Raw genomic sequence first — 13524 nt, forward strand, 5'->3', positions numbered from 1 at the left:
AAATAACATTGCAAAAATAAAGGTTGTATTTAAAAACACAAAGTTTATTTAGATTAATTTTAAATAAATTAAATTAGAAAGAAGTAAGATGTTGAGAGTCAGTTACAATGTTTTGTAATTATTTTGACTTGAATAAGTTTTGATTTTTTGGAAATTTGTGTTGGAGATTTTGGAGAATATACCGGTGAGAAATTAAGAATATGGAGAATAGAAAATAGAGAATCCCGATGAAAGTTGGGATTTTTTTATGTTAAATAAATTAATAGCGAATGGTTAAGAAAACAATTTTAACTTATAGATTCTATCAACAGTTGTGCATTTTATTCTTTAATGTCACAAATTTCAAATGATTGATACATTTTTCTGCAATTTCTATAGTAATAATTTTCAAAAGGTAATCCTTCATGTTTAAATTTACAGAAAATGATAGCTCGGTTATAGTGTTCGTCTCCATCGATATCATAGTCGACAATATCTGCAAAATTTATTTGTCCAATCTTTAATACAAAAATTGTTTCGTAGTCTTTGTCTTTTTCATTTGCTTTATATTTCCACTTATTATCAGGAAAAACATCTATTGTTAACCTTTCAATCATAAACTCCATTCCATTATGATATAGGCCGAACAGTTCAGCACCAAACCAAGAATAATTTCCATTTTCATCTGGTTTATTTGAAAAAGGGTACTGAGTTCCATCAAACGCACGAATTATCATTTTTGAGTTCCTTTTGCGATTTTCTAAACGAAAATTTAGCCAATCAGCAAAATCTATTTTTATTTTTTTTCTGAGGTCGAAGTTTCTTTTAAATTCTTGCTCACTGGTAGGTAGTTTAATAATAAAATTTGACCAATATTTTTCTAGTAAGCCTTTGTGATTAGAAACTCTGTTTTCTATTGTTTGCCAACCCCAGTAAATATTTTCAAATTCTGTTTTTAAATTTTCTTTCAGTTCATCACAAAATTCATCTAAATCAGGATGATCATTATATGTTGATATGATGTAAAGTTTAGTTATTTTAATTTTTAATCCATTATTTAAAACTTGATTTACGTCATCTTCAATATCTTTGAACAATTCTCTTCTTATAATCACATCTTTTCTTGAAAGATCTTTCTTTTTGCATTGAATTGCAACATCCTTTTCAGAAGAAAAAATGTCAATTCCTTTTTGTTTATGACCATTCTTACCAAATCGTTTATATGAATTTGTAGAATCAAGAATGTTAAATAAGTCAGAAATCATATCTTCAAATATGTCTGGATTATTTATGGCTGGTAATTGATGTTTCATTATTTGCAGATTTTTTTTGCATTATAAATAGCTTATTCATGTTAGATAAAATGAGACTTATTTCCATGTCATAGTATTTATATGTAAGATAAAACAATTTTCACTCTCCCAAACATAAAAAAATCCTTTCAATTATCACCACTAAAAACTTCTTAATCTTTCGATTCAAAATCAACGAATCAGTTTCAATCAAACCCCAACAAATTCTTGAACTTCCGTTTGTCTTTTATTCCCACCAAAATCAAACAACTTACTACAATCCATCACATTAGGTATACGATCAAAAACACAAAGTTGAGCAATGACCGCTTCTAAACCTTTAAATAAAACCTTTTTGCTTTCCTTTTTTGAGGAAAAAGTACTGTGATGAAGTGGCAGTTGATATCCACAGGCTTGCAAGAACGTTTTTTCAATTTCCAATAGTTCCAATGGGGAATAACCATTGAATTTTCTTTCCAGTCGTTGGTGAACCAAACCAACATAGTTTAATTGTAAGCTGCCATTAGCATCTGAAAACTCTTTCCAATACGTTTTGTGGTCCAAAATAGTACCTACTGCACAATGCTGAAACGACAAAGGTTTTAAGTTGTTTTCGTGAAAAGCTTTATACAATTTATTGACGGCCTCATTAAATCTTTTTGAAGTTTCCATGACGTAATTGTTTGAATACAGTCAAATTTAAGCATAATTTCATAACCAAGCATGGAACAATCGTTAACTTTTCAGGACAAAAAATTAATGTACTTTCTTAAACGGAAAACCTTGTTTTTTCCCATCGCCACTAATTTCGGCATACAAACTATCTCTGGTCACTAATTTGTAGGTGATTTTTTTGGGAAAATCGTGTTCAGGGTTTTCAAAAACTAAATAATCGGAAATGGAAGAGGTTAATTTAAAAGCTACCGGTTTTTCTTCATTTTGATTGGAAACAGTGACGATGTAAAATAAATCACTTTGACGTTGAACTAATCGAACTGTTTCAGCAAACAAAGTATCTTTTCCGTTGATGAAATAACTTTCACCTTTCAAAACAGTATCATTTTCAACTTTCCATTCTTCAGAAAAAGTACCATCAGGTGTTTTGTTTTCCCATCTTCCTAAAAACCAATTGGCTTTCTCTAATTTTTTGAAAGACGGTTTCTGTTGGCAGGAAAAACAGCAAAATAGTAGTGTGGATACGATGTAAATTATGTTTTTCATGATGGATGATTTGATTAAACAATACTACAACAAAACATTGAAATGAGAAACTTGAAACTTGAAACAAAAAATCGTACTTTTGCACTCCAAAATAGAGTACTACAACTATGTTAGACAGATTACAATATGTAAAACAACGTTTCGACGAGATTTCCGATTTGATTATTCAGCCGGATGTGATTGCCGATCAGAAGCGTTATGTGCAATTGAACCAAGAATATAAAACCTTAAAAGGGTTGGTGGACAAGCGTGAAGAATACATCCGTTTGACCCAAAATATAGCAGAAGCCAATGAAATTATTGCTGATGGTTCGGATGCCGAAATGGTAGAAATGGCCAAAATGGAATTGGACGATGCCAAAGAAAGACTTCCTGAATTAGAAGAAGAAATCAAGTTCATGTTGATACCTAAAGATCCGGAAGATGCTAAAAACGTAATGGTGGAAGTTCGTGCCGGAACAGGTGGTGATGAAGCGTCGATTTTTGCCGGAGATTTATACCGCATGTACACCAAATATTGTGAAAGCAAAGGCTGGAGAACGTCTGTGGTGGATATGAACGAAGGAACTGCCGGTGGTTTTAAAGAAATCATTTTTGAAGTAACCGGTGAGGATGTCTACGGGACCTTGAAATTTGAAGCAGGCGTTCACCGTGTGCAACGTGTACCCCAAACAGAAACACAAGGACGTGTACATACATCAGCAGCAACTGTAATGGTTTTACCGGAAGCGGAAGAATTTGATGTGCAAATCGACATGAACGATGTGCGGATTGATTATTTCTGTTCATCTGGTCCCGGAGGTCAGTCGGTGAATACAACAAAATCGGCCGTTCGGATGACGCATATCCCAACAGGATTGGTGGCTCAATGTCAGGATGAAAAATCGCAACATAAAAATAAAGACAAAGCATTAACTGTTTTGCGTTCACGTTTATATGAATTGGAATTAGCCAAAAAGCAAGCGGAAGATGCAACCAAACGTACATCACAAGTAAGCAGCGGCGACCGTTCGGCAAAAATTCGTACTTATAATTATGCTCAAGGTCGAATTACAGATCACCGTATTGGATTAAGTATTTTCGATTTAGATGGATTCATGAACGGAAATATTCAAAAAATGATTGACGAGTTGCAGTTGGTAGCCAATACTGAAAAACTGAAAGAATCAGAAGTGTTTTAATCCACCTACAAGTCAAGAAAGCCCACTCCAAAAAGTTGGGCTTTTTTTATACTTTACAATTCATATTTTTTTGAGAACTTTGTAACAAACAACTCCTATGACTACAACACAACTAATTGAACAAATTCATCAAAAAAAATCATTTTTATGCATCGGTTTGGATGTGGATTTGACTAAAATTCCGCCACATCTTATAGCGTCAGATGATCCGATTTTTGAATTCAACAAAGCCATTATCGATGCTACTCATGATTTATGTGTTTCCTATAAACCGAATACCGCATTTTATGAAGCGTATGGGTTAAAAGGTTGGCAATCTCTTCAAAAAACAATTCAATATATCAATGAAAATTATCCTGAAATGTTTACCATAGCCGATGCGAAACGAGGCGATATCGGTAATACTTCGACCATGTATGCCAAAGCTTTTTTGGAAGATTTGGATTTTGATTCGGTTACGGTTGCTCCGTATATGGGAAAAGATTCCGTGGAACCGTTTTTGGCTTTTGAAAATAAACATACAATTTTATTGGCTCTAACTTCCAACGAAGGAGCATTCGATTTTCAAACGAAACGATCTGAAGGAAAAGAATTGTACAGACACGTTATAGAAACTTCCAAAACGTGGAAAAACAGTCAAAATTTGATGTATGTGGTTGGTGCGACAAAAGCAGAATATTTCACTGAAATCCGAAAAATTATTCCTGATAGTTTTCTTTTAGTTCCGGGCGTAGGAGCACAGGGAGGAAGTTTGCAGGAAGTCTGCAAATACGGAATAAACGCTAATGTAGGTTTATTAATCAATTCTTCCCGCGGTATTATTTATGCTTCGAATGGAGCTGATTTTGCTGAAAAAGCAAGAGAAGAGGCTTTAAAGATGCAGGAGGAAATGAAAGAAATTTTAAAAACAAATTAAAATGACAAAAAGAGATTTTTTTCGATTGCTTATCAAAATATTCGGGCTTTATTCATTCATAATTAGTTTGTTTATGTTTCTTCCGGAAATGATTTCAACTTTTTTTCTTTATAAAGACTATTCGTATTTATTTATTTCTCTAGGCGGATTCTTGGTCATCACATTTTTTTGTTTCTTATTAATTTCCAAAGCAGATTTAATTATTAATAAGCTTGAATTGGAAAAAGGATTTGATGATGAAAATATCATTTTAGGAAACATGAATTCTTTAATGATACTCAAACTTGCTATATTGTTAGTGGGATTTTTTTTAGTGATAGATTATGTTCCGAGTTTTTTATACCACATTGTTAATGCCTTTAAAAAAGAAGTTAGTACCTATGGGATTGATGCTCAAAAAGTAGATTATTTTGGGTTAACAGTAAGTTGTGTCAATATTATCTTGGGATATTTATTGCTTACAAATTATAAAAGAATAGCTGAATATTTTGACAAATAGAGTTATGAATTTCTTTATTTTAGTATAAAGTTTCTATGAACTGTATCGACCAACTTGGCATTGAACACTCTTTCAAAACCACTCCCAAACGAATCATCTCCCTCGTTCCCTCGCAAACGGAATTGTTATACGATTTAGGATTGGAAGAGGAAATTGTAGGCATTACCAAATTCTGCGTTCATCCAAATCATTTGAAAGCCACCAAACAAATTATTGGTGGAACTAAGCAAGTGAAGTTTGACAAAATAGAAGCCCTTCAACCCGACATTATCATTGCTAACAAAGAAGAAAACACCAAAGAAATCGTCAAAGAATTGAGTAAAATTTGTCCGGTTTGGGTTACTAATATTGTTACGATAGAAGATAATTTGCAAATGATTGCTGATTTTGGAAAGCTCTTTAACAAACGCACTGAAGCTCAAAAATGGAACGATAAAATCACTTTTGCGTACCATGATTTTCAACAATTTATTAAGGATAAACCTTTTCGAAAAGTGGCCTATTTTATTTGGGCGAATCCCTATATGGTTGCCGGAAAAGATACGTTTATCAATGAAATGCTCACTTTGAATCGATTTCAAAATATTTATGTGGAAAAAGGACGTTATCCGGAAATTGAATTGGAAAAAATTCGAAAAGAAGGCGACCCGGAAGTTGTGTTTTTATCTTCAGAACCGTTTCCCTTCAAAGATGAACATGCCTTTGAAATCGGTCGGAACACACATCACGCTAAAACCATTTTTGTGGATGGCGAAATGTTTTCTTGGTACGGGAGTCGCTTATTGAAAGCGTTTGATTATTTCAAACAACTGCATCAAAAACTATAATTCAACTTCTTCTAAAACAAGTTCCTCTTTTTGTGGAGTAGAAGCTTTTTTTGATTTATCTGTTGGATTTTGTTTTTTCTTTTTCACAAAGTTGGTGAACTCTTCTTTCAAAAAAATTAAGTCTTTATTTTCTTTAAATACGCCTTTCATTTGGGGTAAAATTTGTTTCGACAAAGATATATTATTTAAACATTAAATTTTCATTAAGATTTGTTAAGATTGCATTTGTGGATAAAAAGACTATTTTTGTTCAAAATCTGAAGCCTTGATTGCACATACGATTTACCGAAATGAAAGCAGTACTGAATGGGTGACCTTTGTTCATGGTGCCGGCGGAAGTTCCTCTATTTGGTTCAAACAAATCAGAGCGTTTCAAAAGCATTTTAATGTTTTGTTGCTCGATTTGCGTGGGCACGGCGAATCAAAACCAACATTCAAAAACGGTTTTAATCAAAAATATACCTTTCAATCCATCGCTCAAGATGTGTATGAAGTAGTCGAGCATTTAAAAATTGAAAAGTCGCATTTTGTTGGCATTTCTCTCGGAACCATTGTGATCAGACAATTGGCAGAAATGCATCCTACCCGAGTAAAATCGATGATCATGGGTGGAGCGATTCTGAAAATGAATTTCCGCTCGCAAATTCTCATGCGTTTGGGAAATATTTTTAAATACGTTTTACCTTATTTAGTACTCTATCGCTTTTTTGCTTTTGTGATTATGCCTAAAAAAAATCACAAACAATCGCGTTTACTTTTTATCAACGAAGCCAAAAAATTATACCAAAAAGAATTCATCAAATGGTTTAAATTGACGGCAGAAATCAATCCGGTGCTTCGCTGGTTTCGTCAAGTGGAAATCAATATTCCAACACTTTATGTGATGGGTGAAGAAGATTATATGTTTTTACCTTCTGTAAAACAAGTGGTTGAAAAACACTATAAAACAGCAGAATTATTTGTGATAGAAAATTGCGGACATGTGGTAAACGTTGAGCAACCGCTACAGTTCAATTCGGCTGTCATCTCTTTTGTTCGGTCTAAAGCATAAAAAAAAGTCAGCGGTCTCAATCACTGACTTCTTTTTTACTAACTAACTCTAACCAAACAAACCTTAAATTTTATGTTACAAATATCGCAAGAAAAAATCGTTTGTAATGTTAAGCATTTGTTATATATATGTTATTGATTATTAAAAATTTAGATAAAGCAGTAAACCCATAACCATTTACCCATCTAGATAATAACTTACACTAAGCACTTCAAATTTTTGCTAAATTTTTCACGTCTCGTCTCCCCCTCTTTTGGAGGGGGTTGGGGGGAGGTTATTTCTTATCCTGCATCGCAAAAACCCTTTTCAACAAATCTGAACTTCTAGCACTCAAATTCGTACGGATTTCTTTTTCTTCCACAGCAATCATTTTAAATACACCTTCCATTGCTTCTTTGGTGGTGTAATCGGTTAAATCGGGATTTACTTTTTTCACTAACGGAATTGAATTATACCGGGTAATAATATTTTCCCAAACCTTATCCGCTCCCACTTTTGCAAACGAATTTTTAATCACCGGATTAAATTTGGCATACAACGCGGTTGAAGTCGAATTCTGCAAATAAGAAGTCGCCGCCGTTTGATTGCCCATCAAAATATTTTTAGCATCATTAAAGGTCATTTGTTTCACTGCATCCACAAAAATAGGCGTGGCTTCTTTCACCGCATCTTCTGCAGCACGGTTCAATACTTTTAACCCTTCATCGGCCAAACTCGATAAACCTAATGCTCGTAATCGGGAATCCACCATTTTTAATTCATCAGGAAGTAAAATTTTCACGGCTTCGTTCTTAAAAAACCCGTCCGTTTTGGTCAGTTTTGAAACTTGTTTGTCTATGCCATTGTTCAACGCTTCTTTTAACCCATTGGCAATATCTGCATTACCAAGAATTCCATTAGTTTGAGGCAATTGAGCCGCAATTTGTTGCATTTCCGCACAGCTAAAAAATGTAAAGGCACATAAAAGTAAAATTGTTTTTTTCATAGTAGATAAAATTTATAGTCCAAAAATAAGCAATTACCATGCCTTTTTTCGAGTTTGGGTTGTTAAGCTTTAGGTTTCATTTTCACGCAAAGTCGCAAAACCACAAAGTAATAAAATAAAGTTTTAAACTTTGCGACTTTGCGTCTCTGCGTGAAACTAATAAAATCCGTCAAAATCCGCGTTTAGCTTCAGCTAATCCGTCCAATCCGCGTTCCAATTAGATGTTGCCTTTCCAACTTCGTGGCAAAACCCTAACAAATAATTCCTCCAATTTTAAAAATCTGTGTTCAAAAAATAGAAAACAGAAAACCAACAACAGAAAACAAAAAAACCGCTATTATTTTTTATTAATTCCGTAAATTGCACCCTCAAAAACATCATTTTTTTATCAATGGAACAAGCAACTCCTTATATTCCTAAAAATAAAGTAAGAATTGTAACCGCTGCATCTCTTTTTGACGGTCACGATGCCGCCATCAATATCATGCGTCGGATCATTCAAGCCACGGGTGTAGAAGTCATTCATCTGGGTCATGACCGAAGCGTAGAAGAAGTCGTAAACACGGCCATTCAAGAAGATGCCAATGCAATTGCCATGACTTCCTACCAAGGTGGTCACAACGAATATTTCAAATACATGCATGATTTGCTCAAAGAAAAAGGAGCAGGTCACATCAAAATATTTGGCGGTGGAGGAGGTGTTATCCTTCCTGAAGAAATCAAAGATTTACACGATTACGGCATCACTCGCATTTATTCTCCCGATGACGGTCGTGCGATGGGTTTACAAGGAATGATTAATGATTTGGTGCAAAAAGCCGATTTTCCTATTGGTGATAATTTGAATGGTGAAGCGAATCATTTGGAAGAAAAAAATCCAAGAGCGATTGCAAGAGTAATTTCAGCCGCAGAAAATTTCCCGGACATCGCAAAAGAAACGCTCGATACCATTCACAAGAAAAATGAAACCTCCAAAATTCCAGTTCTCGGAATCACCGGAACAGGTGGAGCCGGAAAATCATCCTTAGTAGATGAATTAGTGCGTCGTTTTCTAATCGATTTCCCTGAAAAGACCATCGGTTTGATTTCAGTTGACCCATCCAAAAGAAAGACAGGCGGAGCGTTGTTAGGTGATAGAATCCGAATGAATGCTATCAATAATCCTCGCGTTTACATGCGTTCGTTGGCTACACGTCAATCGAATTTAGCGTTATCAAAATATGTTGCCGAAGCCATTCAAGTGCTCAAAGCAGCAAAATACGACATCATTATTCTGGAAACTTCCGGAATTGGTCAAAGTGATACCGAAATTTTAGAACATTCGGATGTTTCGTTATACGTGATGACTCCTGAATTCGGTGCTGCCACGCAATTGGAAAAAATCGATATGTTGGATTTTGCCGATTTAGTTGCCATCAATAAATTCGACAAAAGAGGTTCACTCGATGCTCTTCGCGATGTGAAAAAACAATACCAACGCAACCATAATTTGTGGGATGCCGATTTGGATTCATTGCCTGTTTTCGGTACGATTGCTTCGCAATTCAATGATCCGGGAATGAACACACTGTACAAAAAAGTGATGGACAAAATCGTGGAAAAAACGGGTGCCGATTTGCAATCGACTTTCGAAATTACACGTGAAATGAGCGAGAAAATCTTCGTGATTCCGCCACACAGAACGCGTTATCTTTCGGAGATTTCAGAGAATAATCGCAAGTACGATGAAACGGTTTTATCGCAAGTGGAAGTCGCTCAAAAATTATATGGAATTTACAAAACCATCGAATCCGTTGGTCATATTAACAAGTTAGGTTTAACGAAATACGGTTTGAATGAAGAGCAATTACAAGCCGCTCAATCTTCAACCAACCAAGAATTTTTAAGTTTATTAACCAAAGAATTCGACCGGGTAAAAATGAACCTTGATCCTTTCAACTGGGAAATCATTTTGAATTGGGACGAAAAAGTAAACAAATACAAAAACCCGATTTATTCGTTTAAAGTTCGCAACAAAGAAATCAAAATTCAAACGCATACCGAATCGCTTTCGCATTCACAAATTCCAAAAGTAGCCTTGCCGAAATACCAAGCGTGGGGCGATATTTTAAAATGGAATTTACAAGAAAACGTGCCGGGAGAATTCCCTTTTACTTCCGGATTGTATCCGTTTAAGCGAGAAGGCGAGGACCCGACCCGCATGTTTGCCGGAGAAGGCGGACCGGAACGCACCAATCGCCGTTTTCACTACGTGAGTTTGGGAATGCCGGCCAAACGTTTGTCCACCGCATTTGACTCGGTGACGTTGTATGGAAATGACCCGGATTATCGTCCGGATATTTACGGAAAAATCGGGAATGCCGGGGTTTCGATTTGTTGTTTGGATGATGCGAAAAAGTTGTATTCCGGTTTTGATTTGAGTCATCCGATGACTTCGGTGAGTATGACCATCAACGGTCCGGCTCCGATGTTGTTAGGATTTTTCATGAATGCCGCCATTGACCAAAATTGTGAAAAATACATTTTGGAAAACAATTTACAAGACGAGGTAGAAGAAAAAATCAACGAGATTTATAAGAAAAAAGGTTTTGAAAGACCTCGCTATAACGGCGAACTTCCCAAAGGAAACAACGGTTTAGGTTTGATGTTGTTAGGCGTAACGGGAGACCAAGTGCTTCCGCAAGACGTGTACCAAGACATCAAAATCAAAACCTTAGCCCAAGTTCGCGGTACGGTGCAAGCCGATATTTTAAAAGAAGATCAAGCACAAAATACCTGTATTTTCTCCACTGAATTTGCTTTGCGATTAATGGGCGACGTGCAGGAATATTTCATTCAGAAGAATGTTAGAAACTTCTATTCGGTTTCTATTTCAGGGTATCATATTGCCGAAGCAGGAGCTAATCCGATCACGCAATTGGCGTTTACGTTGGCGAATGGTTTCACGTACGTGGAATATTATTTGAGCCGTGGCATGAACATCAACGATTTCGGTCCGAATTTATCCTTCTTTTTCTCTAACGGAATCGATCCGGAATATGCGGTGATTGGTCGTGTGGCAAGAAAAATTTGGGCAAAAGCCATGAAAAATAAATACGGAGCCAACGAAAGAGCTCAGATGTTGAAATACCATATTCAAACGTCCGGACGTTCGTTGCATGCTCAGGAAATTGATTTTAACGACATTCGTACGACGTTACAAGCCTTGTATGCAATTTACGACAACTGTAACTCGTTGCACACCAATGCGTATGACGAAGCCATTACCACACCAACGGAAGAATCGGTGCGTCGTGCGATGGCGATTCAGTTGATTATCAACAAAGAATTAGGATTAGCCAAAAACGAAAACCCGATTCAAGGTTCGTTCATCATTGAAGAATTGACGGATTTAGTAGAAGAAGCAGTTTTACAGGAATTCGATCGCATCACCGAGCGTGGTGGTGTGTTGGGTGCGATGGAAACCATGTACCAACGTTCTAAAATTCAAGAAGAATCGTTATATTATGAAACCTTGAAACACACAGGTGAATTCCCGATAATTGGGGTAAATACATTTTTGAGTTCCAAAGGTTCGCCCACGGTGATTCCGGCGGAAGTGATTCGTGCCACCGAAGACGAAAAACAATTCCAGATTAACACGTTGGAAACCTTACATCAACTGCATGCCGAAAAGGTAAAAGAGCAATTGAACAGCTTGCAAGAAGCCGCCATCAAAAACCAAAACCTTTTTGAACGCTTGATGGAAGCCACCAAATATTGTTCGTTAGGACAAATTACGAGTGCGTTGTTTGAAGTGGGTGGGCAGTATAGGAGGAATATGTAATTCTATAATATTTGAAAAGGATGACGGGAGTTGTCCTTTTTGTTTGTGATAATAAGAGCTGTGTCTATTTCTTAAAAAGGAATTATTATTTGCTTCGAAGTCAGGAGGATACTTCCTGAATACGGTTATATACTTGAGGTAGTAAAAAATCAAAACACAAATAATAAAATTTGAATTCAGAATTTATTTTATTTTGACATTTGATTTTTTTTATTATCTTTGCATTGTACTTGGTAAAGTATACCTATTGGATTATAGGTTTCATCTGGATAGATGGCAGGAAATATATAACTGGTAAGTTGTAGGTAATGGGAATCACTATACTTCTCTTTTATTGTTTCTTTCATAAAATCAAACATTCGATTCCCTTTTATAATTAAAATGAAAGATATTATTCTAAAGTTAGAACATTCTAACTCTGTACAGACATCTTTACAAGGATGTAAAATTCAAAAAATTATTTCGTCCATTTCACCTTCAACATTTATTAAATTATTAAATGTTGCGGATAATAAGGTTAATCCAAGAATTGCGACTGTTAACAAAATAACTAAGAGTATTCATGAAACACTTGAAGTTAGTCCTGAGTTATTTTGGTTCAAATCTAAAGGAATTCTAATTTCTACAGAGTCTTTTGAATTACTTGATAGAAACCGTGTTAAAATTTCTTTATCAAATCTTGATTATGAGGGTATCATGGATGGTGGTCATAATACTTTTGCAATTGCTACCTACATAATAGAAAAACTTTTTGAAAAGAAATTGAAATCTTGGGATGATACAAAAGAATTTTGGTATAATAATTTTGAAGAAATTCTAAAAAAGTTTGAAAGCTCTAAAGAGTTATTTAATTTTTCTATTCCAGTTGAAATTATTACACCAAATGATGAAGATGGTTCGGTAGAAGAATTTTATGATTACATATCAGAAATTTGTTCTGCAAGAAATAATAATGTTCAACTAAAAGAAACTGCTAAAGGCAATCAAGTTGGATACTATGACTATTTAAAAGAATCTTTAGATAATAAATACAATATTATTTGGAAAACTGGTGATTCAGGAGATATCAAATCTGAGGATGTAATTAGTTTATCAAGTTTGGGTTTAATCTTTTTAAAGGAAAATGATCTTTTACCAAATGATGTAAAATCTTTGAATAAGATAAGTATATATTCTCAAAAAGGAAAGTGTGTTGATTTCTTTAATGAAGTTTTATCTCATTCAGATATAAGTGAAGAAGAAAAGGGTAAATATGTTTTAAATTCACAAAGAGTAAAATCAGCCTTAGACTTAACAGATGATATATTACATTTTTTTGATAGACTTTTTGTTGAATTCCCTAATTTATATCATCAAGCTGCTCCAGGCAAATTTGGTAGAATTTCTTCAGTAGATCATAAAAAGAAAGGTAAAGCTCCATTTGGTACATCCTCTAAGCTATCAGATTATCAATATTCTTATGGTTTCTTTTACCCATTAATATGTGGTTTAACTAGTTTAATGAAATATGACGAAAGAAATGATGAGGTATTTTGGAAGATTAACCCGAAGAATTTGGATCTTAGTTCACTTGATTTGTCACAATATGTTGAATTAATAAAGATTGTAAATTTTGATCCCCAAAAAATAGGAAAAGGAGTAGTTTTTTATAATGAATCTGAAAGTATCTTTGATAAAATTGATTAATTATATTTAATGTAAATTTCAGAGATCGTTCATTGAACGATCTCTTTTTTTAAAAAAATAT

At 34.7% G+C, this 13524-nt stretch carries 12 protein-coding genes; 7 read left to right on the plus strand and 5 right to left on the minus strand.

The genetic code is table 11. From position 1 onward, the window contains the following. Positions 1-320: 320 nt before the first annotated feature. The 3 genes from EQG68_RS10930 to EQG68_RS10940 form a co-directional block, all read right to left on the minus strand. Positions 321-1292: a hypothetical protein gene (locus tag EQG68_RS10930; RefSeq protein WP_129464929.1), complete on the minus strand. Its 972-nt coding sequence runs from the start codon at positions 1290-1292 to the stop codon at positions 321-323. Positions 1293-1481: 189 nt separating this feature from the next. Continuing rightward, the gene (locus EQG68_RS10935; RefSeq protein WP_129464930.1) at positions 1482-1943 is read right to left on the minus strand and encodes a Na(+)-translocating NADH-quinone reductase subunit F; all 462 of its coding nucleotides are present in this window, start codon (positions 1941-1943) and stop codon (positions 1482-1484) included. An 84-nt stretch (positions 1944-2027) separates the two neighbouring features. Next, the gene (locus tag EQG68_RS10940) at positions 2028-2492 is read right to left on the minus strand and encodes a DUF6265 family protein (protein ID WP_129464931.1); all 465 of its coding nucleotides are present in this window, start codon (positions 2490-2492) and stop codon (positions 2028-2030) included. Positions 2493-2599: 107 nt separating this feature from the next. Here EQG68_RS10940 and prfA point away from each other — a divergent pair, with 107 nt between their 5' ends. The 4 genes from prfA to EQG68_RS10960 all read left to right on the plus strand — a co-directional run bounded on the left by prfA (position 2600) and on the right by EQG68_RS10960 (position 5915). Further along, positions 2600-3673 (plus strand): peptide chain release factor 1, encoded by a 1074-nt coding sequence (prfA, locus tag EQG68_RS10945; protein WP_129464932.1) that lies wholly within the window; start codon positions 2600-2602, stop codon positions 3671-3673. A 97-nt stretch (positions 3674-3770) separates the two neighbouring features. Continuing rightward, complete coding sequence (gene pyrF / locus EQG68_RS10950) at positions 3771-4589, plus strand: orotidine-5'-phosphate decarboxylase (RefSeq protein WP_129464933.1); 819 nt, start codon at positions 3771-3773, stop codon at positions 4587-4589. A gap of 1 nt (position 4590) precedes the next feature. Further along, on the plus strand, positions 4591-5088 hold the full coding sequence (locus tag EQG68_RS10955) for a hypothetical protein (RefSeq protein ID WP_129464934.1): 498 nt from the start codon (positions 4591-4593) through the stop codon (positions 5086-5088). A 35-nt stretch (positions 5089-5123) separates the two neighbouring features. Further along, positions 5124-5915: an ABC transporter substrate-binding protein gene (locus EQG68_RS10960; RefSeq protein ID WP_129464935.1), complete on the plus strand. Its 792-nt coding sequence runs from the start codon at positions 5124-5126 to the stop codon at positions 5913-5915. Here EQG68_RS10960 and EQG68_RS15065 read toward each other — a convergent pair. After that, positions 5910-6065: a hypothetical protein gene (locus tag EQG68_RS15065; RefSeq protein ID WP_164975437.1), complete on the minus strand. Its 156-nt coding sequence runs from the start codon at positions 6063-6065 to the stop codon at positions 5910-5912. The genes EQG68_RS10960 and EQG68_RS15065 overlap by 6 nt on opposite strands. A 115-nt stretch (positions 6066-6180) precedes the next feature. On the opposite strand from EQG68_RS15065, the gene EQG68_RS10965 reads away from it, so the two are divergent. Next, positions 6181-6966 carry an alpha/beta fold hydrolase gene (locus EQG68_RS10965; protein ID WP_129464936.1) on the plus strand — a complete coding sequence of 262 codons (786 nt, stop codon included), beginning with the start codon at positions 6181-6183 and terminating at the stop codon, positions 6964-6966. Positions 6967-7240: 274 nt separating this feature from the next. Here the strand turns inward: EQG68_RS10965 and EQG68_RS10970 are convergent, their stop codons facing one another. Next, a complete protein-coding gene (locus tag EQG68_RS10970; protein ID WP_129464937.1) occupies positions 7241-7951 on the minus strand; it encodes a DUF4197 domain-containing protein in 711 nt (236 codons plus the stop codon). A gap of 391 nt (positions 7952-8342) precedes the next feature. On the opposite strand from EQG68_RS10970, the gene EQG68_RS10975 reads away from it, so the two are divergent. Continuing rightward, the gene (locus tag EQG68_RS10975) at positions 8343-11777 is read left to right on the plus strand and encodes a methylmalonyl-CoA mutase family protein (RefSeq protein ID WP_129464938.1); all 3435 of its coding nucleotides are present in this window, start codon (positions 8343-8345) and stop codon (positions 11775-11777) included. A 381-nt stretch (positions 11778-12158) separates the two neighbouring features. Then, positions 12159-13463 (plus strand): AIPR family protein, encoded by a 1305-nt coding sequence (locus EQG68_RS10980; protein ID WP_129464939.1) that lies wholly within the window; start codon positions 12159-12161, stop codon positions 13461-13463. The last annotated feature ends 61 nt before the right edge of the window (positions 13464-13524 follow it).

The sequence above is a fragment of the Flavobacterium piscinae genome, from assembly GCF_004122145.1.
In the GTDB taxonomy this organism is placed as follows: domain Bacteria; phylum Bacteroidota; class Bacteroidia; order Flavobacteriales; family Flavobacteriaceae; genus Flavobacterium; species Flavobacterium piscinae.